This is a genomic window from Stutzerimonas sp. (assembly GCF_982611455.1).
Map to the genome: position 1 here is coordinate 56,000 of NZ_CEXBBO010000017.1, position 22,505 is coordinate 78,504.

Consider the following 22,505-nt stretch of genomic DNA (forward strand, 5'->3'; position numbering starts at 1 on the left):
CCGTCAGATGGCGTAGCGCTGTGCATCCGCCGCGCGCAGCCGCAGGCCGTGGCCCGGACGCGTCAGATCCGGCACTATCTCGCCGTTTTTCAGCGAAGGTGCGCCATCGAACAGCATCGTTTCCAGTCGCACGTGATCGTGAAACCACTCCTGGTGGCGAAAGCGCGGCGCGGCGCAACACGCATGCAAATGCAACGCCGGTGCGCAGTGCGCCGAGAGGTCGAGATGGAAGGCTTCGCACAGCGCCGCCGCCTGCAAAAAGCCAGTCACGCCGCCGCAGCGGGTGAGGTCAGCCTGCAGCACATCCACCGCGCGGTACTCGGCGAAGCGGCGAAAATCGTCCGGCGTGTAGGCATATTCGCCCGCCGCCACGTCCATCGCTTGGCCGCTGGCACCGAGCGCCTCACGAACTTCGCGCAGTCCGGCCAGATCATCGGAACTGACCGGCTCCTCGAACCAGCCGACCTGCTGCTCGGCCACGTGATGGGCGAAGGCAATGGCGCTGCGTGGCGTGTGCGCGCCGTTGGCATCGATGAACAACCCGGCGTCTTCTCCGATTGCCTCGCGCGCCGCACGGACCCGCTCGGCATCGCGCCCGGCATCGGCGCCGATCTTCATCTTTACCCAGCGGCAATCGCCGTCGTGCACCCAACTTCCGAGCTGTTCGCGCAGACGGGCGTCGTCATAGCTGGTGAAGCCACCGCTGCCGTACACCGCGATGCGCTCGCGTCGGGCATCGAGCAGGCGCGCCAGCGGTAGGTCGAGCAGCCGGGCTTTGAGATCCCAGAGCGCCGAGTCGATGGCCGAAATCGCACAAGCCGCCAGCCCCGAACGGCCGAGGTTGCGCACGCTGGCCCAGAGCCGTTCGTTGAGCTGGCCAATGGCGAAGGCATCCGCGCCTTCGACCTGCTCGCGAAAATGCCCGTCGATCAGCCGCACCAACGACGCGTCGGCATAGGTATAGCCGAGCCCGGTTTCGCCGGCTGCGTCGAGCTCGACCACCACCAGCGTGGTGGCGTTCCAGGCGAAGGTGCCATCGGCCTCGGGCGCGTCGGTCGGTATGCGGTAGGCCGCCACCCGCAACGCGCGGATGGCGGCGTCCGGCCGAGCGGTCATTTCTTGTCCTTCTCGTCCGTGTGGTGCCCCGGCATGACCTTGCTGAGCACCTGCTTGGCCGACTGTTTGATGATCCCGCCCTGGTCCGGGTCGCCGTGCAGCAGTGTGGTGGCGAAGTGCTTGGCCTGTTCCAGCTTGATATGCGGTGGCAGCGGCGGCACGTTCGGGTCGGTCTTGAATTCGATCAACACCGGTCTGTCGGCAGCAAAGGCTTGATCCCAGGCGGCGCCGACCTGGTCCTCGCGGTCGACGTAAATGCCTTTCAGACCAATGGATTCGGCGAAGCGGTGGTAGGGCACGTTGGGGATGTTCTGCGAGGCCTCGAACTTCGGGTCGCCTTCCATCACGCGCTGTTCCCAGGTGACCTGGTTAAGGTCCTCGTTGTTGAACACGCAGCAGATCCACTGTGGGTTCTGCCACTCCTTCCAGTATTTGGCGACGGTGATCAGCTCGGCCATGTTGTTCATCTGCATGGCGCCGTCGCCGACCATGGCCACCACCGGACGGTCCGGATGGGAGAACTTGGCCGCGATGGCATAGGGCACGGCTGCGCCCATCGACGCCAAGCCACCGGAGAGTGAACACATCATGCCGCGGCGGATCTTCACATCGCGGGCGTACCAGTTGGCGCAGGAGCCCGAGTCGCTGGTGATGATTGCCAAGTCGGGCAAACGCGGAGACAGCTCGAAGGCGACGCGTTGCGGGTTGATCGGCTCGGCAGCGACCATGGCGCGTTGTTCCAGGGTTTTTTCCCAGTCCATCCGCCAGTTTTCAATGTCCTTGCGCCAGGCGCGGTCGGTCTTTTCCTGCAGCAGCGGCAACAACGCGCGCAGGGTCTCCGCCGAGTCGCCATGCAGATTCACCTCCATCGGATAGCGAATGCTCAGCATGTCGGCCTTGAGATCGATCTGCACGCCCCTTGCCTGGCCCTCTTCGGGCAGAAATTCGGAATAGGGGAAGCCCGAGCCGATCATCAGCAGGGTGTCGCACTCGGTCATCAGCTTGTAGCTCGGCTCGGTGCCGAGCAAGCCGATGGAGCCAGTGACCCATGGCAGATCGTCCGGTAGAGCGGCCTTGCCCAGCAGCGCCTTGGCGACGCCGGCACCGAGTTTTTCAGCCACGGCGATGACCTCGTCCGTGGCGTTCAGCGCGCCGGCGCCGACCAGAATCGCCACCTTCTTGCCGCCATTGAGCACTTCGGCGGCGCGCTGCAGGTCTGCCTCGTAGGGCATCACCTTCGGACGCGTATAGCCGATGCCGGAATGCACCGCGCCGTGGGAACGCGGCGGCTCGCTGTATTCCATCTCTTGCAGGTCGTTGGGCAGGATGATCGCGGTGACCTTGCGCTCGCCGACCGCGGTGCGAATCGCCCGGTCAACCAGATGCCGCACCTGGGCCGGTGCGCTGGCCTGCTGCACGAAAGCCCCAGCGACATCCTTGAACATCGCCGGCAGATCGAGCTCCTGCTGGTAATGCGCGCCCAGGGCCGTGCGGGCCTGCTGGCCGGCGATGGCGAGTACAGGCATGTGATCCATACGCGCGTCGTACAGGCCGGTCAGAAGATGCGCCGCACCGGGGCCGGAAGTCGCGATGCACACGCCGAGCCCACCGTTGAACTTGGCGTCGGCGGAGGCCATGAAAGCGGCCATTTCCTCGTGCCGAGCCTGAATGAAGCGAATCTTCCCGTTGGCCCGGTTCAGCGCGCCGAATACGCCGTTGATACCGTCGCCGGGGTAGCCGTAAATACGGCGAACACCCCATTGATACAGGCGTTCGACTATAAAATCGCCAACTGTCATTGCCATGGAAACCTCGCTTGGTCTGGACTCGAACCGTTAGACAAGGCGGGCTGGTACGCCAGAAGCGTTCGCATGCAACGCAAATTGACGCGTTATATGGAAGTGCCTTCTCAGCCCTGGATGCCTGCTGTTCTAGACTGGACCGGATGGCGCGCGCAGGGTTTCCCATAAATTTGCTGGAATGACGGGCGAGCCTTCAGCGCCGTACGAAGTGCAGTTCGCTCGCTCTACATTCTTCAGTTGGTTACTGAGGATCTGCCTGATGGCAACAGCCGGCAGAGGCGGTGGAATCGCCTGGTCTGGCTCGTCCGGTGTTGTCGACGGTGTCGCCGCTGCCGTAGCGATCATGGTGCCGGACCCAATCGGTCAGATTGTGTTGTGGCCCGTTCTCGCTGCGACCGTTGGGCGTCATGTCGAGCAGCACATAGCTGCCCAGCAACTCCTCCGCGCCGCGCCCGTAAGCCGAAAAGGTGTGGAAGATGCGTCCATCCTCATCGCGGTAGAACACGCTGAAACCCGACAACTCCTCACAGACGAACGGTTCCCACGTGAAGTTATAGAAAACCTTGCCGTCGACGATGTCTTCGGGATCGAACGAGACGTGGAAATCACGATTGAAATCGCTGCCGGCAGAAGATACCCAGCGAATCTGCCAGCCCATGCGTTGGCGAAAGGCATCGAGCGCCGCGAAGGGCGCACGGGAGATTGCGACGACACTGACGTCGTGGTTGGCCAGATGCACCAGGGGGCCCTGCAGGTGATCCATCTCGAAGGAGCAGCCGACACAGCCTTCCTGCCAGTCGGGGCCGAACATGAAGTGCTTGACGATCAGTTGGCTGCGTCCGTCGAACAGCTCGTCCAAACGCACCGGACCCTGGGCGTCATGGAACCGGTAGTCCTTCTCCACGCGCGTCCAGGGTAGTTCGCGGCGCGCGGCGGCGAGGGCTTCGCGCTGGTGCGTGACCTGTTTTTCCCTGAGCAGATGTTCGGTATGGGCGGCCAGCCATTGCTGGCGGGAAACGATCGAATGGTTGTTCATCATGAGCCTCCGGTTGCGGGACGAGCGAACTGAGCATCGATGATTTCGATGCGGTCTCGAATGGTCGACTGGCCGCGATTCAAATCGACAGCTGTGAAAACCAAAGTTGATTCGGATATCGCTGGCGGAGCGCGGGTGGCGGTCGGGTATCATCGCAAGTCGTTTTCGTTCGTGCGCGCCGTCATGTCCGCTACTGCTCCCAATGCCCGCAGCACCCTTCATTTGCCCCAAGGCGACTGGGCCACCGTGCTCGATTGCCTGTGCGCGCATTTCCCTGCGATCGATCGCGACACCTGGCTGGATCGCTTTGCCAGAGGCCGCGTGCTGGGCGCGGACGGGCAGCCGTTTGCGGCAACGCATCCTTATCAGGTCGGGCTGAAGATCCACTATTTCCGCGAAGTACCGGACGAGAAGCCGATCCCCTTCGAAGAGCAGATTCTGCACCTCGACGAACATCTGCTAGTGGCCGACAAACCGCACTTCCTACCGGTGATGCCGGCCGGCGAATACGTCAACGAAACCCTGTTGGCGCGTCTGAGCAAACGTTTGGACAATTCCGATCTGGTGCCGATTCACCGCATCGACCGGCTGACGGCCGGGCTGGTGCTGTTCTCCACCAACCCGCAAAGCCGTGGCCGTTACCAGGCGTTGTTTCGTGAACGGAAGATAGACAAGCGCTACGAAGCGATCTGCCCGGCGCTGCCCGCGCTGACGTTTCCGCGCCAGGAGCGGCTGCACATGGTCGACGGCGAGCCGTTCTTCCTGATGAAGCAGGGCGATGGCGAGCCCAACAGCGAGACGCGCATCGAGGTGCTCGAACGCCGTGGCGAATTCTGGCGTTACGCGCTGTATCCAGTTACCGGGCGTAAGCATCAGCTGCGCCTGCAGATGGCCACGCTGGGTGCCGGTATTTGCAACGATCCCTTCTACCCGGCGCTGATCGAGCGCGGGCGGCGCGATCAAGACGATTATTCGCGGCCGTTGAAGTTGCTGGCCCAGGCTTTGAGCTTCAGCGATCCGCTGACCGGCATCGAGCGGCACTTCGAAAGCGCCCGGCAACTGAGCTGGTGAGTCGCCGGGCCTGAGCATCCACGGCCGTCAGAGATTGCCTTTTTCATCGTTCGGATCATCAAGCTCTTCGAGCTTGAGCTCCATCCCCCAACTCGCCCCCTTGTCGCTGCCGGCCGCCTGCGGCGATGGCGGCGCGTTGCTCGGGGCCGCCGTCACACCACCGTCGCGGTGCAGCTTCAGTTTGAGCCGCACGTTGTTCGCCGAGTCGGCATTCTTGGTCGCTTCTTCCTCGTCCAGCACCCCTTCGTTGACCAGATCGATAAGCGCCTGGTCGAAGGTTTGCATACCCAGGTTCTTGGACTTTTCCATGATCTCTTTGAGTTCGCTGAACTCGTTGCGCTTGATCAGATCGCGAATCGTCGGCGTGCCGAGCATCACCTCCACCGCGGCCCGGCGTTTGCCGTCTGTGGTCTTCACCAACCGCTGAGAAATGAACGCCTTGAGGTTGTTGCCCAGGTCGTTGAGCAACTGCGGGCGGCGCTCTTCCGGGAAGAAATTGATGATGCGATCCAGCGCCTGGTTGGCGTTGTTGGCGTGCAGGGTGGAGATCGCCAGATGGCCGGTATCGGCGAATGCCAGGGCATGTTCCATGGTTTCGCGATCACGGATCTCGCCGATCAGAATCACATCCGGCGCCTGGCGCAGGGTGTTCTTCAGCGCGGCATGGAAGCTGCGGGTATCCACCCCGACCTCGCGTTGGTTGATGATCGATTTCTTATGCCGATGCACATATTCCACCGGGTCCTCAATGGTGATGATGTGCCCACCGCTGTTGCGGTTGCGATAGTCGATCAGTGCTGCCAGCGAGGTGGACTTGCCCGAACCGGTACCGCCGACGAAGAGCACCAGGCCGCGCTTTTCCATGATGACGTCGAGCAGCACCTTGGGCAGTTTCAGATCTTCGAAAATGGGAATGTCCAGCTTGATATTGCGCGCAACGATCGAAACCTCGTTGCGCTGCTTGAAGATATTGATGCGGAAGCGCCCGACGCCCGGTACCGAGATCGCCAGGTTCATTTCCAGCTCGCGCTCGAACTCGGCACGTTGCTCGGCATCCATGATGCCCTCGGCGATGGTGGCGATGTCGCCGGGTTTCAGCGGCTCGGCTGACAGGGCCTTGAGCACGCCATTGAACTTGGCGCAGGGGGGCGCGCCAGTGGAGAGAAAGAGGTCGGAGCCATCCTGGGCGGCCAGGGTTTTCAATAAGGGTTTGATATCCATCGGCTACATCCAGACGAAATTTGTGGGCAGGGTCGCGGGTAAAGCCGCGGCGCCACTGGCGGCGTTCACTTTATGGGCCCGCGTCTGCCGGCACAACGCCGGGCGCGTGAACTGGTTCCGGTCACGGATAGCCCGTTGGCGCGGCAGAGATCGGCTCGCGCTCACGAGCTTAGATCAGTCTTCATCGCGCTTGGTCGTCTCTGTCGCACCTTCACGCCTGGCGCCAGTCGATATCGGTAACGCCCAGCCGAAGCGATATCGCCATGCCCGAAGGTCCATCGATCGTCATTCTTCGCGAACAGGCCGACGTGTTCACCGGCCAGGTCATCGAACGTGCCGAGGGCAACTCCAAGCTCGACAAGGCGCGGCTGGTCGGCCAGACCGTGCGATCGTTTCGCAGCTGGGGCAAGCACTTTCTGATCGAGCTGGACGACGTGTCCCTGCGCATCCATCTGCTGCTGTTCGGCAGCTATCGAATCAACGAGCGCAAGGAGTCCGCGCCGCGCCTGAGCCTGGGCTTCGCCAATGGTGAGCTGAATTTTTATGGCTGCTCGGTGCAGCCCATCGAAGGCCCGCTGGACGAGGCCTACGACTGGAGCGCTGACGTCATGAGCGATGCCTGGAATGAACGCGCGGCGCTCAAAAAGCTGCGCGCACGGCCGCGGCTGCTCGCCTGCGATGCGCTGCTGGATCAAACGCTGTTTTCCGGCTCCGGCAACATCATCAAGAACGAAGTGCTGTTCCGCACGCGCATCCATCCGCTGTCGCTGATCGGTGAATTGCCGGCGGCCAAGCTGCGCGAGCTGGCACGTGAAGTTCGCACCTACAGCTTCGAATTTCTTCAGTGGAAGCACGAAGGCACGCTCAAGAAGCACTGGCTGGCGCACACCAAAACGACCTGTCCGCGCTGCAAGATTCCATTCGTAAAAGCCAAAGCGCTGGGGCGAAGCAAGCGCCGCAGTTTCTATTGTGAGCGTTGCCAAAAGCGCTACGGGACCGACGCTGGCATTCAACAAGCCGAGCAGCCGATCGTCGAAGCCGAAGTCGACTGATGCACGCCTAACAGCCCGGCGAACCGATAAGATAGCCCGCTAACGAACTGGCTGGAGTTTCCGATGCTCGACCTAGCGGCGGCGTTCATTGCGCTGACGACCTTCTTCACTTACGTCAATTACCGCTTCCTCAAGCTACCGCCGACGATTGGCGTGATGCTGACGGCGCTGGTCCTGTCATTGATCGCGCTGGGTTTTTCGGCATTGGGCTATCCAGTGCTCGAAACCGAAATGCAGCAAATCGTCAGTCGCATCGACTTTTCCGACGTGCTGATGACCTGGTTCCTGCCCGCATTGCTGTTCGCCGGCGCCCTGCACGTCAACCTTGACGACCTGCGTAGCTACAAATGGCCCGTCGGCATATTGGCCACCGGCGGCGTGCTGATTTCCACCTTCGTGGTGGCCTGGCTCGCGTTTTATATCTTCGGTCTGTTCGGCTGGCATATCGATTTCATCTACTGCCTGCTGTTCGGCGCGCTGATTTCGCCAACCGATCCGATCGCGGCGATGGGCATTCTCAAGAGCAGCGGCGCACCCAAGCCGCTGCAGACCACCATTGTCGGCGAGTCGCTGTTCAACGACGGCACCGCTGTGGTGCTGTTCAGCATCCTGCTGGGGGTGCTGAGCCTCGGCCAGACGCCAAGTCTGGCGGACTTCGGCCTGCTATTCGCCAAAGAGGCGGTCGGCGGCATCCTGCTGGGCATTGCGCTGGGCTATGGCGTGTTCTATCTGCTGCGTAAGGTCGATGAGCATCAGCCATCGGTGATGCTGACCTTAGCGCTGGTGTTCGGTGGTTCGGCAGTGGCAGCCCATCTGCACGTTTCGGCGCCGATCGTGATGGCGGTGGCCGGTTTGATCATCGGTAACCAGGGCCGCAAGAAGGCGATGAGCGACAGCACGCGGCGTTACGTCGACGGCTTCTGGGAGCTGATCGATGAAATTCTCAATGCGCTGCTGTTCGCGCTTATCGGCCTCGAACTGCTGATCTTGCCGTTCGGCTGGTTGCACGCGGTGACGGCGTTGCTGCTGGGCGCGGCGGTGCTGCTTTCACGCGTGCTGACCGTGGCGCCGATGATCGTCATGTTGCGCAAACTGCACGGCGTCACTGACCGGCAGATCACGCGCGGCACCATCCGCATCCTGTCATGGGGCGGCCTGCGGGGCGGCGTCTCGGTGGCGCTGGCGCTGTCTTTACCGCTGGGAGAAGAACGGGATCTGCTGCTGAGCCTGACCTACATCGTCGTGCTGGTCTCGATTCTATTGCAGGGCCTGACGGTGGGCCCGCTGGTGCGATCAATGTATGGCACGCAGCCACCTAAGGCTGATCAGCATTGAGCGGCTCATTCGTGAACCTGTCTGGAGTCATTCATATGCGCGCCGTCTTGCTGCCGCTGATCCTGTGGTCCTCGTTTGCCAGCGCCGAACCTCTGCTCGATCTGCAGGTAGGCGACGCTCGGTTGCAGGCCGAATACGCCCGCTCAGCAGCCGAGCGCGAACGCGGTTTGATGGAGCGCACCGAGCTGGCGGCAGACGGCGGCATGCTGTTTCGCTTCGACGATTTTCGCCGCCACTGCCTGTGGATGAAGAACACTCCGTTGCCGCTGTCGGCAGCCTTCATGGACGAGCAGGGGCGCATCGTCGATGTGATCGACCTGGAGCCGCTGAGCACGGCGATCCGCTGCTCGCGCGAGCCGGCGCGTTATGCGCTGGAAGTGAACCAGGGCTGGTTTCGTCAGCACGGCGCAGGTATCGGCGATCAGGTGAACGGTATCCCGAAATAAGTTGCGAGCGGCCGCCAAACGTCGCCCCGCGAGCTAGACGACGCGCTTTAACGAGCGGGCGGCGCCGCCCGTTTCGCCTGTTTAGACAAGTCATCAAACAGTCATTAACCCTTCACCGAAGCGACATTGGCCGGCCCTAAGGTCATGCCTCATCAGACGGTGGCCAACAAGGGGCTGCCGTCGTTCTCGATGAGGGAGACGGTCCATGAATGCGGTTATCCGTGTCGACAGTCTGAACAAGACCTTCGCAGGCAAACGTGCTCTGCATGATCTAGCACTGTCCGTGCAGCCGGGCGAGATGGTCGCGCTGATCGGCGCCTCGGGCTCCGGCAAATCCACGCTGCTGCGGCACATCGCCGGGCTGGCCTGCTGCGATCGCAGCGGCGGCAACATTCAGGTGCTCGGGCGCGAAGTGCAGTCGGCGGGTCGTTTGAATGGCGACGTGCGGCGGCTGCGTGCAGACATCGGTTACATCTTCCAGCAGTTCAATCTGGTCAACCGTCTCAGCGTGATGGACAACGTGCTACTGGGCTTTCTCGGTCGTATGCCGCGCTGGCGCGGTTCGCTGGGCATGTTCAGCGCCGAGCAGAAGCAGCAGGCGCTGGCGGCGCTGGAACGCGTGGGGCTGGCCCATCGTGCCGATCAGCGCGCCTCGACACTTTCCGGCGGTCAGCAGCAACGGGTCGCCATCGCCCGCGCGCTGACCCAGCAGGCTGAAGTGATTCTTGCCGACGAGCCAATCGCCTCGCTCGATCCCGAATCCGCGCGCAAGGTCATGGACATTCTCGCTGACATCAACCGGATCGACGGCAAGACCGTGGTGGTGACATTGCATCAGGTCGACTACGCCTTGCGGTACTGCCGTAGGGCGGTGGCACTGAAGGACGGCCGAATCCATTACGACGGCGCCTGCGCAGACCTGGATTCGCGGTTTCTCAACGATCTTTACGGCGCCGATCTCGACGCCAGCCTGCTGTTCTCCGATCAAACCCGGTCGCCTGCGGCTGCGGTGCCTGCACAGACCCGCACGCTGACCCTGGCGCGCGCCTGAACACCCAATAAGACATGCCAACCCAACGTCATCACTGACAGGAGCTTTTCCATGTTCAATCGTCTTGGCCGCGTCCTGGCCGCCTCTGCCTTGTTGACCGGCTCGCTGCTGGGCAACGCCCACGCAGAGGATGGCAAGGAACTGAATTTCGGCATCATCTCCACCGAATCCTCGCAAAACCTGCGGGCCGTCTGGGATCCCTTCCTCGCCGCGATGAGCGAGCGCACTGGGATGAAGATCAACGCGTTCTTCGCCCCGGACTATGCCGGCATTATCCAGGGCATGCGCTTCGACAAGGTCGACCTGGCCTGGTACGGCAACAAGTCGGCTATGGAAGCGGTGGACCGCGCTGGCGGTGAAATCTTCGCCCAGACCGTCGCCGCCAATGGTGCGCAGGGTTATTACAGCCTGCTGGTCGCGCACAAGGACAGCCCCATCGACTCCGTCGACGCGATGCTCAAAAACGCCGCCAACCTGACCTTCGCCAACGGCGACCCGAACTCCACTTCGGGCTATCTGGTGCCGGGCTACTACGTCTTCGCCAAGAACAAGGTAGACGCCAACAAGATCTTCAAGCGCTCGCTCAACGGCAGCCACGAAGTGAACGCCCTGTCGGTGGCCAACAAGCAGGTCGACGTCGGCACCTTCAACAACGAAGGCATGGAGCGCCTGGAGCTGACCGCGCCGGAAAAGGCCGCTCAGCTCCAGGTGATCTGGACCTCTCCGCTGATCCCGGCCGACCCTATGGTCTGGCGCAAGAACCTGCCAGAGGCGACCAAGGCCGGTATTCGCGAATTCTTCATGACCTATGGCGACAAGCCCGGCGAGATGGACGTGCTGGCTGACCTGCAGTGGGGCAAGTTCCGCGCCTCCGATGACGACCAGCTGCTGCCGATCCGTCAGTTGGAGCTGTTCAAGAAGCGCAGCGAAGTCGCCAACAACAGCAAACTCGACGAAAGCGAGAAGCAGGCTCAGCTGAAGGAGTTGGACGCCCAGCTCGCCACGCTCGAGCAACGCATGGCTGAGCTCCAGCAGAAAACCGCAGCCGCAACGGCGGGCTGATCCACTGGCCGCCGCGCGAGCGGCGGCCAGCTTTCTTGTTTGCCGGAGCCTCTGATGACTTCTCTGACTGCACATCCAACCGTTGCCGCGCCGCAGAAACACTCGTGGCTCAAGCTGATCGGCTGGGGGCTGTTCCTGATGCTGCTGGGTTGGTCCTGGCAGGGCGCCGAGATGAAGCCGCTGACGCTGATCCGCGATGCCGACAATATGGCGACCTTCGCCGCCGACTTCTTTCCGCCGGACTTCAGCCACTGGGAGCTGTACCTGAAGGAAATGATCGTCACCGTGCAGATCGCCCTTTGGGGCACCGTGTTGGCGATCGTTTGCGCGATCCCGCTGGGCATTCTCTGCGCCGATAACATCGTGCCCTGGTGGGTGTATCAGCCAGTCCGGCGCGCAATGGACGCCTGTCGTTCGATCAACGAGATGGTCTTTGCGATGCTCTTCGTCGTCGCGGTCGGCCTCGGGCCTTTCGCCGGCGTACTGGCGCTGTTCGTCGGCACCACCGGCGTGCTCGCCAAGCTCTTCGCCGAAGCGGTTGAAGCCATCGAGCCGGGCCCTGTGGAAGGCGTACGCGCCACCGGTGCCAGCGCCTTGCAAGAGGTCATTTTCGGGGTGATTCCGCAAGTGCTGCCGCTGTGGATTTCCTACGCGCTGTATCGCTTCGAATCCAATGTGCGCTCGGCAACGGTAGTGGGCATGGTCGGCGCAGGCGGTATCGGGGTGATTCTTTGGGAGGCCATCCGCGGCTTCCAGTTTGGCCAAACCTGCGCCTTGCTGATCGTCATCGTGGCGGTGGTGAGCGTGATCGACATCGTTTCCCAGCGCTTGCGCAAACTGTTCATCTGACCGGAGACGGGCGCCGCGTGCGTCCTTTTTTAGCCATGCACCTGTCTAGACAACCTCAACCGCGTTACCTGCAGCTGGCCGCCCAGCTGCGTGAGGAATTGCGTCATCTGCAGCCCGGCGACCAGTTGCCCGGCGAGGTTCAGCTGGCGAACCGGTTTGCGGTCAACCGCCACACGCTGCGCCGCGCTATCGACGAGCTGGTCAGCGAGGGCCGCGTGTTACGCCAACAGGGCCGAAGTACGCGAGTCCTGGCGCGTCCGCTGATCTATCCGCTGGCCGCTGGCAGTGCCTACAGCGAATCGCTGTCGGCGCAAGGCCTCGGGGTTCAGGCGCGGCTGCTGCAGCGCCAGCTGCGTCCGGCGACCGCCGAGGAGGCCGGCTACCTGAAGCTGGGCGAGAGCGCGGCGTTGCTTGAGTTGCACACCCTTCGCCTGCTCGACGAACAACCGGTAAGCCTGATCCGTCACCGCTTCTGTGCCAGCCGCCAACCGCTGCTGGACGATTACAACGGCGGTTCGTTGCGTCGTTACCTGGGCGAGCGTGATCTGCCGCTGCACCGCGCCTTTAGCCTGATCGGTGCGCGACTGCCCACGCCCGACGAGGCCGATCAGCTGTTGATGCCGCGCCACGCGCCGCTGCTGACCGTGCTCACCCTTTCCCACGACCTGGCCGGACGGCCGGTGGAGCTGTCGTTGTCGACCAGCCGCGCCGACCGCTTCCAGTACCAGGTCGCTACCTGATGGAGACGCGCATGACCCCAGAAATAGCCACTCGCCAGCGCTGGATGGGCGTGCTTGCCCGTGCCGGCGATGAGCTGACGCGCTACGAGGCCGAGCTCAAGGACATCGATTACCAACTGGTACGCGCACCGGAAATCGGCATGACGCTGGTCCGTGGCCGCATGGGCGGCACTGGCGCTGCGTTCAACCTCGGCGAAATGACGGTGACCCGTTGCGTGGTGCGCCTTGGCGATGGACGGACCGGCTACAGCTACGTGGCTGGGCGCGACAAGCACCACGCCGAACTGGCCGCACTGGCTGACGCGCATCTGCAAGGCCGCGATCAGGCGCGCTGGCAGCAGCAAGTCATCGCACCGCTGGCAGCTGAACAGGCGGCCAGTCGTGCGGCGCAGGACGCCGAGACGGCCAGCAGCAAAGTGGAATTCTTCACCCTGGTCAGAGGAGAGGACTGATGAGCACGGATTTGTTGCATGCAGCATTCGACGACCAAGTGCTGGACAGCCAACGAGTGTTTCGTACTGCGCTCAAGGCCCTGGCCGAGCCCGGCCTGGCGCAGCCAGTGATTCCGGTAGCGGCCCTCGATTCACTGGCGCCGGCAACTTACGCCTTGTGCCTGAGCCTGCTCGACGGTGATACGCGACTGTGGCTGGCGCCCGCCTTCGATACGCCGACGGTGCGCGCCAACCTGGCGTTCCATTGTGGTTGCCCGATCGTGGCTGAACGCGAGTCGGCTGATTTCGCGCTGCTCGGCCCCCAGGAGTTGGCAGACCTGTCCGGCTTCTGCACCGGTAGCGAACGCTTTCCTGACCAGTCCTGCACGTTACTGGTCCAGCTCGATGCCCTCGAGGGTGGCGCGGCGTTGAGCTGGAGCGGCCCCGGCATTCTTGGGCCGCGCGAGGTCCGCCTGCCGGTTCCGGCCGCGTTATGGCAGCAGCGCGCTACTCGCAACGACTTCCCGCGCGGGCTGGACCTGTTCTTCGCCGCCGACCGATCACTGATCGGCTTGCCCCGCAGCACCCGTATTGCGTCATCGATAGAGGAGGTCGCCTGATGTATGTAGCCGTCAAAGGTGGCGAACAGGCCATCGACAATGCTCACCGACTGCTGGCGAAGAAGCGCCGCGGCGACACCGCCTTGCCCGAACTGAGCGTCAGCCAGATCCGACAGCAATTGCCTTTGGCGGTGGCGCGGGTCATGGCTGAAGGGTCGCTGTTCGACGAAGAATTGGCGGCGCTGGCGATCAAGCAGGCGGCTGGCGATCTGCTCGAAGCGATCTTCCTGCTACGCGCCTATCGCACCACGCTGCCGCGTTTTGGCAATAGCGTGCCGCTGGAAACCGCAGAGATGCGCCCGAACCGTCGCATCTCGGCGACCTTCAAGGATCTGCCCGGCGGCCAGCTGCTCGGCCCGACCTTCGATTACAGCCATCGCCTTCTGGATTTCAGCCTACTGGCTGAGGGCGAACATCCCGGTCCGGAGCTTGATCCTCACGCCGAACTGGCAGACTGTCCGCGCGTGCTCGATCTGCTCGCCCAGGAAGGTTTGATGAAACCGGAGCGCGGCGGCGATCACGCTGTGCCGGATATCACCCGTGAACCGCTGGAATTTCCCAGCGACCGCGCCCAACGGCTGCAAGCGTTGGCTCGTGGCGACGAGGGCTTTCTACTGGCGCTGGGTTACTCGACCCAACGCGGCTATGGCCGCAACCACCCCTTCGCCGGAGAAATCCGTATCGGTCAGGTCGAGGTCTGGATGGAGCCGCCGGAGTTGGGCTTTGCCGTTCCGCTGGGCGACATCGAAGTGACCGAGTGCGAGATGGTCAACCAGTTCGTCGGCGGGCAGGGCATCGACCCGCAGTTCACCCGCGGCTACGGGCTGGCCTTCGGTTACGCCGAGCGCAAGGCCATGGGCATGGCACTCGTCGACCGGGCGCTGCGCGGCGCCGAGTACGGCGAGACGGTGCAGGGCCCGGCGCAGCAGGAAGAGTTCGTCTTGATGCACTGCGACAACGTCGAGGCGGGTGGCTTCGTCTCGCACCTCAAGTTGCCGCATTACGTCGATTTCCAGTCCGAACTGGAGTTGATTCGCAAGCTGCGCCGCGCGCCGGTCGAGGAGACCGCCACGGCCGAGCCCAACGCCGAGGAGCGCCGCGCATGAATATGACTGTTATAGACCGTCAGCCTGGCGAGACAGAGCAGGGCTACAACTTCGCTTACCTGGATGAACAGACCAAACGCATGATCCGTCGCGGGCTGCTCAAGGCCGTGGCAATCCCCGGTTATCAGGTGCCCTTCGGCGGGCGCGAGATGCCGCTGCCCTATGGCTGGGGCACGGGCGGCATGCAGCTGACCGCCGCCATTCTCGGCGCCGAGGACGTGCTCAAGGTGATCGACCAGGGCGCGGACGACACCACCAATGCCGTGTCGATCCGTCGCTTCTTCGCCCGTACTGCGGGTGTTGCTACCACCACTCGCACGCCTGAAGCGACGCTGATCCAGACCCGCCACCGCATTCCGGAAACACCCCTGCGCAATGACCAGATCATGGTCTTCCAGGTGCCGATCCCCGAGCCGCTGCGGTTCATCGAACCCTCGGAGAGCGAGACGCGGACCATGCATGCGCTAGCCGATTACGGGGTCATGCACGTCAAGCTCTACGAAGACATCGCCACCTTCGGCCATATCGCCACCAGCTACGCCTACCCGGTGACGGTGGATGGCCGCTACGTGATGGACCCGTCGCCGATTCCCAAATTCGATAACCCCAAGCTGGACATGAGCCCGGCGCTGATGCTGTTCGGCGCCGGTCGTGAGAAGCGCCTGTATGCGTTGCCGCCCTACACGGACGTGCGCAGCCTGGACTTCGAGGATCACCCCTTCGCCATCCAGGCCTGGGACCAGTGCTGCGCCTTCTGCGGCAGTGACAGCTCGTACCTCGACGAACTCATCGTCGACGACGCCGGCACCAAACGCTTCGTCTGTTCGGACACCGATTACTGCACGCAACGCCGCGATGCCCAGGAGGTCGCCGAATGAACGCCGCGCTCGAACTGCAACAACCCGCCAGCCGACTCGATCAGCCCTTGCTGTCGGTCCGCGGGCTGACGCGCCTGTACGGGCCGGATACTGGCTGCCAGGGTGTCGATTTCGATCTCTATCCCGGTGAAGTGCTGGGCATCGTCGGTGAATCCGGTTCCGGCAAATCCACGCTGCTCAGCCTGCTCTCAGGGCGCTGCCCGCCCGATCGGGGCTCGGTCAGCTATCGTGGCCGCGACGACGCCTGGCTCGATCTCTATGCCGCCAGCGAGGCGGAACGCCGGAGCTTGCTGCGCACCGAGTGGGGCTTTGTCGAGCAGAACCCGCGCGATGGTCTGCGCATGGGTGTATCGGCCGGAGCCAATATCGGTGAACGATTGATGGCCCAGGGGCAGCGCCACTATGGCCAGTTGCGTCAGGCCGGATTGGACTGGCTGAGCCAGGTGGAGATCGATCCGACGCGTATCGACGATTTGCCGCGCACCTTCTCTGGCGGTATGCAGCAGCGCCTGCAGATCGCTCGCAATCTGGTCTCCGGGCCGCGTCTGGTGTTTATGGACGAGCCCACCGGCGGCCTCGACGTCTCGGTGCAGGCGCGCCTGCTCGACCTGCTGCGCGGTCTGGTGCACGAGCTGGATCTGGCGGTGGTGATCGTCACCCACGACCTGGCGGTTGCGCGGCTGCTGGCGGATCGGCTGATGGTCATGCGCCGCTCGCGGGTGGTGGAAACCGGGCTGACCGATCAGGTTCTCGATGATCCGCAGCACCCGTATTCGCAGCTGCTGGTGTCGTCGGTGCTGCAGCCATGAGTGGCCTCCCGGAACTGAGCAGCCCTCACCCCAACCCTCTCCCGGAGGGAGAGGGGGCAGGTCTATGTATGGCCGTTGCTTCGAACGTTGGTCTGAGCGCCGCGAAGCCGCAATTCGTAGCGGCTGGTCTCGTCGGTGTTGCAACCATGATTGGCCTCCCGCAGCTGAGCAGCCCTCACCCCAACCCTCTCCCGGAGGGGGAGGGGGCAGATAGGTGCATGGCCGTTGCTTCGATTGTTGATCTGAGGGCAGCGAAGTGGCGTTGGACACCGAGGTCGGTGCCGATCAATCCCTTCGTGCTCCAGGTGAGGTCAGAGGTCGAGAAAAAGGATGCCCATGCTGAGTCCACCCGCACACGGCCCAAGCTCACGCCGATCAACCCGCTCTCCCTCCGGGAGAGGGCTGGGGTGAGGACTACGCGGCGCACGCGATCGCTGGCCAATTCATCTTTATCCAATCCATGCATTGTCGGGGATCGCTCATGAACAACCTGATCGAGGTCCGCGACCTCAGCAAACGTTTCACCTTGCATCAGCAGCATGGCGTCGTGCTCGAGGTGCTATCGGCGCTGGAGTTCACCGTGCGCGGCGGCGAATGTCTGGTACTGCATGGACGCTCCGGTGCCGGAAAATCCACCCTGTTGCGCTGCCTTTACGGCAACTATCTGGCCACCGGCAGCATTCGTCTGCGCCATCGCGGCGAACCGCTGGAATTGGTCGGTGCCGAGCCTCGACAGCTGCTGGCGGTGCGCCGCGAAAGTCTCGGCTATGTCAGTCAGTTTCTGCGGGTAATCCCACGCGTACCTTGCCTCGAGGTGGTGATGGCGCCGGCGCTGGCGCGCGGCTGGAACCGTCAAGAGGCTCAGACCCGTGCAGAGAATCTGTTGACCCGGCTGAACATCCCCGAACGTCTCTGGCAGCTGGCGCCGGGCACCTTTTCCGGCGGCGAGCAGCAGCGCGTCAACCTGGCGCGTGGCTTCATGGTGCAGTGGCCGGTGCTGCTCCTGGACGAACCGACCGCATCGCTCGATGAAGCCAACTGCCAGGTGGTGCTGGAGCTGATCGCCGAAGCCAAGGCCGCAGGCGCGGCGCTGATCGGCATTTTCCATGACCGTGCGATACGCGAGGCGGTTGCCGATCGCTACCTGGACATGACTACAGAGGAGCACCGCCATGCCTGTTGAACTGATTCTGAAGAACGCCCGGATAGTCACGGCCGATCAGGTGATCGACGGCACGCTGGTCGTTCGTGACGGGATAATCGCCGAATTCAACGCAGGCAACAGTCAACTGCCACAGGCCCAGGATCTGGACGGCGATTACCTGATGCCCGGCTTGGTCGAGCTGCACACCGACAACCTGGAAAAGCACATGACGCCGCGCCCCGGCGTCGACTGGCCTTCGGCCTCGGCGGTGCTGACCCATGATGCGCAGATCGTTGCCGCAGGCATCACCACCGTGTTCGATGCGCTGTCCATCGGCGACATCAACCCGCGCGGCAAACGCATGCAACAGTTACCCGCCATGCTTGATGCCATCGCCCAGGCCGAGGCCGGCGGAGACACCCGCGCCGAGCATCGGCTGCACCTGCGCTGCGAAGTCTGCCACCCGGATACGCTGGCGGTGTTCCGCGATCTGGTGGAGCATCCATTGGTGCAACTGGTATCGGTCATGGATCACTCGCCCGGCCAGCGCCAGTTCGCTCGTGAAGAGAAATACCGCGAGTACTACATGGGCAAATACCACCTCAATGAGGCGGAGATGGATGCCTTCAGCGACCAGCAAGTCGCCAATTCCCGGCAGTACAGCGATCGTCAGCGCCGCGCCATCGTAGAGATCTGTCAGGCCCGCGGCTTGGCCCTGGCCAGCCACGATGACGCGACGCTGGCGCATGTCGCGGAGTCGGCCGGTTTCGGCATGGCCATCGCCGAATTTCCCACCACCTTCGAAGCGGCCGAGGCCAGCCATATCCGTGGGCTGAAGGTGCTGATGGGCGCGCCGAACATCGTTCGCGGTGGTTCGCATTCGGGCAACATTGCAGCGGCTGATCTGGCGCGACGTGGCGTGCTGGATATCCTGTCCAGCGATTACTACCCGGCCAGCCTGCTGCAAGCCGCGTTTCTGCTCGCCGCACAGAGCAACGACTATGATCTGCCCAAGGCCATCGCCACGGTGAGCCTGGCGCCAGCTCAGGCGGCGGGCTTCGATGATCGCGGCGAGATCCGCCCCGGCCTACGCGCGGACCTGCTGCAGGCGAGCGACAGACAGGGCCAGCCGGTAATCCGACAGGTATGGCGACAAGGCAAAAGGGTGTTCTGATGACGGGACGGATGACGGGACGATTGATCTATCTGATGGGGCCGTCCGGCTCCGGCAAGGACAGCCTGCTGCAGGCCGCGAGCGAGCCGCTGGAAGCGCGTGGATGCCGGATCGTCCGACGCGTAATTACCCGTTCCGCCGAGGCGGTGGGGGAGGACGCACTGGCGGTGACCGCCGAAGAATTCGAGCAACTGCGCCGCAACGGCGCCTTCGCATTGCATTGGCAGGCCAATGGCTTGCACTACGGCATTCCCAAGCAGATCGACGAATGGCTGGAGGCCGGCGAGGATGTGCTGGTCAATGGCTCGCGGGGCTATCTGAGCGAGGCGCGTAAACGCTATCCGCAGCTGCAGGCGGTTTTGCTTACGGTGACGCTGCCCGTGCTGCGTCAACGTCTGCTGGCGCGGGGCCGTGAAACAGTCGAGGAGATCGAGGCGCGGTTGGCCCGCAACGCACAGTTTCGCTCGGCGGCGGAGCAGGACGAGGTGCTGATCCTGGACAATTCCGGACCGCTGGAGCAGACCGTACAGCGCTTGCTTCAGCTGATCGACCGCGTCGAGCGTTTCCAAGAGAACAGCCCATGCACGCCAGTTCTGTAGGAGGCGCGCCCTCGCGGCGAATACAGGCCGCAGGCCTGTCCGAAACTCAGGCGCGCCCCGAGCTGTCAGTGCAGGACCGAGAAGCATCATGCGCCTGACCATACTCGGCAGCGGCAACGCCCGTCAGGTGCCGGTGTACAACTGCGATTGCGCGGCCTGCCAACGCGCGCGGCTCGATCCGGCCTGGCGTCGGGGGCCTTGCTGCGCCTTGATCGAATGCGGCACGCAACGCTGGTTGATCGACAGCGGTCTGACCGACCTCACCGAGCGCTTCGCCCCCGGCAGCCTCAGCGGAATCCTGCAGACCCATTACCACGCCGACCACGCCCAAGGTCTGCTGCATTTGCGCTGGGGGCTCGGGTTGCGCATTCCGGTGCATGGCCCGATCGACCCCGAGGGGCTGGCCGATCTCTACAAACATCCAGGAATCCTTGATTTTTCGGAGCCGTTCGCCGCGCTGGAACGCCGCGAGCTAGGCGATATGAACGAACTGAGCGTCACCGCACTGCCGCTCAATCACTCGAAGCCGACCCTGGGCTATTTGTTCGACGGAGCGGGGCGGCGCATCGCTTATCTCACCGATACCCTTGGCGTACCCGAAACCAGCCTGAGCGCGTTGCGCCAGCGTCCGCTCGACCTGCTGGTACTGGACTGTTCGAGCCCGCCGCAAGAGGCGCCGCAGAACCACAACGACCTGACCCGTGCGCTCGAGGTGATAGCCGAGCTGCAACCGGGGCGTGCGCTGCTGACACATATTGGTCACAATCTGGATGCTTGGTTGCTGGACAACCCCGACGCGTTACCGGCCGGGGTCAGCCTGGCCAGCGACGACCAGTCGCTCTGAACGCAGGAAGCACACCTTTCCCGCACGGACGCCACCGCAACGATGGAAGCCGAATGAACCCGACCGATGCCGCATCGCCGCCCGCTTCCGAGACGAGCCAGGCCTCTCGTCGGCTGACGCTGCTGATGTGCATCGCCGAAACCCTGGGCATGGCGGGCTTTGCTCTGTTCGCCGCGCTGTTGCCGGAGTTCCAGACGCTCTGGGAGCTGGACAACACCGCGGCGGGCTGGATCGGCGGCGGCTTCTTTCTCGGCTACATGATCGCGGTGCCGGTACTGACAGGGCTGACTGATCGCCACGATGCGCGGCTGATCTATCTCTGGGCGATGCTGCTGACGGCATTTGCCAGCGCCGGCTTCGTGCTGGCCGATGACTTCTGGTCGGCGCTGCTCTGGCGCGTGCTGGCCGGGATCGGCCTGGCCGGCACCTATATGCCGGGGCTCAAGGCGTTGTCCGAGCGCATCGAGGGCCCGGCGCAATCGCGCGCTATCGCGTTTTACACGGCGAGTTTCGGCCTCGGCACGGCGCTGTCCTTCCTGCTTTCTGGCGAACTCGCCAAACTCGGCGGCTGGCAGCTGCCGGCGCTGCTCAGCGGAGGCTGCGCGTTGCTTGCCTGGGTAATGGTCTGGCGCGGCCTGCCGCCTAAGGCGGTTGTCCAGCATGAGCAGCGGCGCTTGCTGGACCTGGCGCCGCTGACGAGCCGTCCCGTAATCGCCTACTGCCTGGCCTATGCCATGCACAACCTGGAGTTGTTCGCCTTCCGCGCCTGGCTGGTGGCTTTTGTCGTGTTCGCCGGTGAATGGCAGGGCCAGTCGCCCTGGCTGAGCGGGACCTGGGTGGCGATGATCGCGACGCTGATCGGCATGCCGGCGAGCATCCTCGGTAACGAAATGGCGATCCGCTTCGGCCGGCAGCGCTGGCTGGTGATTGTGATGCTGCTTTCGGCGGTGCTTGCCTGCCTGGTCGGGCTCGGCGCGGCGCTGCCATTCTGGGCGCTGTTGGTGTTGATCATTTGTTACAGCGTCACGGTAACGGCCGACTCGGCCGCGCTGACCGCCGGCCTGGTGGCGGTTGCGCCTGCCAGCCACCGCGGCGCTGTCATGGCGCTGTATTCCTGTACCGGCTTTACCGGCGCGTTTCTCGGCCCGCTGTTGTTCGGCATGGTGCTCGACGCGCTGGGCGACGAGCATCTGGTGGGTTGGTGGGCGGCGTTCGGCCTGATGGGTCTGTTGCTGCTGATCGGGCCGCTGGCGCTGCGCTGGGCCAACCGTCCCGGTGTGGGTGTTTGTCCGCAACCGCGCCAGGTTTGACCTGGGCGACGCTAGTTTCCTGAGCGGTTAATACATTCATCCATTGGCTCAAGCCTGTCGGAACTGTAGGAGGCGCGCCCCGCGGCGAATGCAATCCGCAGGGCTGCCAGCTTGTAGCGGCGCGTGCCGGGCAATGGCTTCGCCCCGAGGGCGGGCCTCCCACAGATAAGGCTCAAGCCTGCAAACTTGGGCTCGCCAACGACCCAAACAGCGCTAATCCAGCGGCAACTCTGTTGTCCGCTTCACCTCGCTCATCGCGATGTGCGAATGCGCTTCTTGCACATGCGGCCGCTGTAACAGTTGGTCGCGCAAAAAGCGCTCGTAACTGTCGATGTCCTTGGCGACCACCTTGAGCAGGTAGTCCGACTCGCCGGCCATGGTGTGGCACTCCAGCACCTCGGGATAACCCACCACTGCGCGCTCGAATTCATCGAGGTTGCTGCGCCCATGCGCCGAGAGCTTGATGTTGACGAACACCGTCATGTTCAGCCCGAGCTTCTTGGGATTGAGCAGGGCGACTTTGCGCTCGATCAGCCCTTCTTCCTGCATGCGATTGATTCGGCGCCAGCACGGCGATTGCGACAGCTCGACCTTTTCCGCGATTTCCGCAGCGGAGAGATCGGCGTTGTGTTGCAGCAGCAGCAGAATCTTGCGGTCGATGCTGCTCAGCGGTGTCTGCATGGTTGTTCCCTTTTTGTTGTTATTCGCGGATTGATCATGCGCTCGAAGGCGCTTACACCGCAAAAGTAGAAAGAAAATCTCTCCCGGTCACGGCCAGACTCTTATCCAACGCGCAACGGTGGGGTGAT

The 22,505-nt window shown here is 63.3% G+C and carries 23 protein-coding genes; 18 read left to right on the forward strand and 5 right to left on the reverse strand.

Annotation, left to right across the window (positions count from 1 at the left end):
* Nucleotides 1-3 precede the first annotated feature (3 nt).
* The 3 genes from AC2LD7_RS12190 to AC2LD7_RS12200 form a co-directional block, all read right to left on the reverse strand.
* On the reverse strand, nucleotides 4-1,116 hold the full coding sequence (locus tag AC2LD7_RS12190) for an enolase C-terminal domain-like protein (RefSeq protein WP_484597999.1): 1,113 nt from the start codon (nucleotides 1,114-1,116) through the stop codon (nucleotides 4-6).
* A complete protein-coding gene (locus AC2LD7_RS12195; protein WP_484598000.1) occupies nucleotides 1,113-2,921 on the reverse strand; it encodes a thiamine pyrophosphate-requiring protein in 1,809 nt (602 codons plus the stop codon). Before AC2LD7_RS12195 ends, AC2LD7_RS12190 begins: the two co-directional genes overlap by 4 nt.
* Before the next feature lie 238 nt (nucleotides 2,922-3,159).
* Nucleotides 3,160-3,954: a DUF899 domain-containing protein gene (locus tag AC2LD7_RS12200; protein ID WP_484598001.1), complete on the reverse strand. Its 795-nt coding sequence runs from the start codon at nucleotides 3,952-3,954 to the stop codon at nucleotides 3,160-3,162.
* Nucleotides 3,955-4,137: 183 nt separating this feature from the next.
* On the opposite strand from AC2LD7_RS12200, the gene AC2LD7_RS12205 reads away from it, so the two are divergent.
* Nucleotides 4,138-5,025 (forward strand): RluA family pseudouridine synthase, encoded by an 888-nt coding sequence (locus tag AC2LD7_RS12205; RefSeq protein WP_484598002.1) that lies wholly within the window; start codon nucleotides 4,138-4,140, stop codon nucleotides 5,023-5,025.
* Between the two features lie 27 nt (nucleotides 5,026-5,052).
* Here the strand turns inward: AC2LD7_RS12205 and AC2LD7_RS12210 are convergent, their stop codons facing one another.
* Nucleotides 5,053-6,246 carry a PilT/PilU family type 4a pilus ATPase gene (locus AC2LD7_RS12210; protein WP_484598003.1) on the reverse strand — a complete coding sequence of 398 codons (1,194 nt, stop codon included), beginning with the start codon at nucleotides 6,244-6,246 and terminating at the stop codon, nucleotides 5,053-5,055.
* 263 nt (nucleotides 6,247-6,509) lie between these two features.
* On the opposite strand from AC2LD7_RS12210, the gene AC2LD7_RS12215 reads away from it, so the two are divergent.
* The 17 genes from AC2LD7_RS12215 to AC2LD7_RS12295 all read left to right on the forward strand — a co-directional run bounded on the left by AC2LD7_RS12215 (nucleotide 6,510) and on the right by AC2LD7_RS12295 (nucleotide 21,696).
* Nucleotides 6,510-7,298 carry a DNA-formamidopyrimidine glycosylase family protein gene (locus AC2LD7_RS12215; RefSeq protein WP_484598004.1) on the forward strand — a complete coding sequence of 263 codons (789 nt, stop codon included), beginning with the start codon at nucleotides 6,510-6,512 and terminating at the stop codon, nucleotides 7,296-7,298.
* Between the two features lie 63 nt (nucleotides 7,299-7,361).
* On the forward strand, nucleotides 7,362-8,633 hold the full coding sequence (locus AC2LD7_RS12220; RefSeq protein WP_484598005.1) for a cation:proton antiporter: 1,272 nt from the start codon (nucleotides 7,362-7,364) through the stop codon (nucleotides 8,631-8,633).
* Nucleotides 8,634-8,668: 35 nt separating this feature from the next.
* On the forward strand, nucleotides 8,669-9,079 hold the full coding sequence (locus AC2LD7_RS12225; protein ID WP_484598006.1) for a DUF192 domain-containing protein: 411 nt from the start codon (nucleotides 8,669-8,671) through the stop codon (nucleotides 9,077-9,079).
* Nucleotides 9,080-9,284: 205 nt separating this feature from the next.
* On the forward strand, nucleotides 9,285-10,130 hold the full coding sequence (gene phnC, locus AC2LD7_RS12230) for a phosphonate ABC transporter ATP-binding protein (protein ID WP_484598007.1): 846 nt from the start codon (nucleotides 9,285-9,287) through the stop codon (nucleotides 10,128-10,130).
* A gap of 51 nt (nucleotides 10,131-10,181) precedes the next feature.
* Nucleotides 10,182-11,192 carry a phosphonate ABC transporter substrate-binding protein gene (phnD, locus tag AC2LD7_RS12235; RefSeq protein WP_484598008.1) on the forward strand — a complete coding sequence of 337 codons (1,011 nt, stop codon included), beginning with the start codon at nucleotides 10,182-10,184 and terminating at the stop codon, nucleotides 11,190-11,192.
* Nucleotides 11,193-11,246: 54 nt separating this feature from the next.
* Complete coding sequence (phnE, locus tag AC2LD7_RS12240; protein ID WP_484598009.1) at nucleotides 11,247-12,041, forward strand: phosphonate ABC transporter, permease protein PhnE; 795 nt, start codon at nucleotides 11,247-11,249, stop codon at nucleotides 12,039-12,041.
* A 17-nt stretch (nucleotides 12,042-12,058) separates the two neighbouring features.
* A complete protein-coding gene (phnF, locus tag AC2LD7_RS12245) occupies nucleotides 12,059-12,781 on the forward strand; it encodes a phosphonate metabolism transcriptional regulator PhnF (RefSeq protein ID WP_484598010.1) in 723 nt (240 codons plus the stop codon).
* Entirely contained in the window at nucleotides 12,781-13,233 is a 453-nt protein-coding gene (gene phnG, locus AC2LD7_RS12250) for a phosphonate C-P lyase system protein PhnG (protein WP_484598011.1), read from the forward strand. The genes phnF and phnG overlap by 1 nt, the downstream gene beginning before the upstream one ends.
* The gene (phnH, locus tag AC2LD7_RS12255) at nucleotides 13,233-13,832 is read left to right on the forward strand and encodes a phosphonate C-P lyase system protein PhnH (protein ID WP_484598012.1); all 600 of its coding nucleotides are present in this window, start codon (nucleotides 13,233-13,235) and stop codon (nucleotides 13,830-13,832) included. The genes phnG and phnH overlap by 1 nt, the downstream gene beginning before the upstream one ends.
* Nucleotides 13,832-14,938, forward strand: coding sequence for a carbon-phosphorus lyase complex subunit (locus AC2LD7_RS12260; RefSeq protein ID WP_484598013.1), 1,107 nt, complete (start codon nucleotides 13,832-13,834; stop codon nucleotides 14,936-14,938). The genes phnH and AC2LD7_RS12260 overlap by 1 nt, the downstream gene beginning before the upstream one ends.
* Nucleotides 14,939-14,940: 2 nt before the next feature.
* Complete coding sequence (locus AC2LD7_RS12265) at nucleotides 14,941-15,816, forward strand: alpha-D-ribose 1-methylphosphonate 5-phosphate C-P-lyase PhnJ (protein ID WP_484598028.1); 876 nt, start codon at nucleotides 14,941-14,943, stop codon at nucleotides 15,814-15,816.
* Entirely contained in the window at nucleotides 15,813-16,625 is an 813-nt protein-coding gene (gene phnK, locus AC2LD7_RS12270) for a phosphonate C-P lyase system protein PhnK (RefSeq protein ID WP_484598014.1), read from the forward strand. The genes AC2LD7_RS12265 and phnK overlap by 4 nt, the downstream gene beginning before the upstream one ends.
* A gap of 481 nt (nucleotides 16,626-17,106) precedes the next feature.
* Nucleotides 17,107-17,808 carry a phosphonate C-P lyase system protein PhnL gene (gene phnL, locus AC2LD7_RS12275; protein ID WP_484598015.1) on the forward strand — a complete coding sequence of 234 codons (702 nt, stop codon included), beginning with the start codon at nucleotides 17,107-17,109 and terminating at the stop codon, nucleotides 17,806-17,808.
* A complete protein-coding gene (locus AC2LD7_RS12280) occupies nucleotides 17,798-18,943 on the forward strand; it encodes an alpha-D-ribose 1-methylphosphonate 5-triphosphate diphosphatase (protein ID WP_484598016.1) in 1,146 nt (381 codons plus the stop codon). The genes phnL and AC2LD7_RS12280 overlap by 11 nt, the downstream gene beginning before the upstream one ends.
* 11 nt (nucleotides 18,944-18,954) lie before the next feature.
* Nucleotides 18,955-19,542 (forward strand): phosphonate metabolism protein/1,5-bisphosphokinase (PRPP-forming) PhnN, encoded by a 588-nt coding sequence (gene phnN / locus AC2LD7_RS12285; RefSeq protein ID WP_484598029.1) that lies wholly within the window; start codon nucleotides 18,955-18,957, stop codon nucleotides 19,540-19,542.
* Between the two features lie 88 nt (nucleotides 19,543-19,630).
* Entirely contained in the window at nucleotides 19,631-20,386 is a 756-nt protein-coding gene (gene phnP, locus AC2LD7_RS12290; RefSeq protein WP_484598017.1) for a phosphonate metabolism protein PhnP, read from the forward strand.
* Between the two features lie 53 nt (nucleotides 20,387-20,439).
* On the forward strand, nucleotides 20,440-21,696 hold the full coding sequence (locus tag AC2LD7_RS12295; protein WP_484598018.1) for an MFS transporter: 1,257 nt from the start codon (nucleotides 20,440-20,442) through the stop codon (nucleotides 21,694-21,696).
* A gap of 213 nt (nucleotides 21,697-21,909) precedes the next feature.
* On the opposite strand, the gene AC2LD7_RS12300 is transcribed toward AC2LD7_RS12295, so the two are convergent.
* The gene (locus tag AC2LD7_RS12300; protein ID WP_019340442.1) at nucleotides 21,910-22,377 is read right to left on the reverse strand and encodes an Lrp/AsnC family transcriptional regulator; all 468 of its coding nucleotides are present in this window, start codon (nucleotides 22,375-22,377) and stop codon (nucleotides 21,910-21,912) included.
* Between the last annotated feature and the right edge of the window lie 128 nt (nucleotides 22,378-22,505).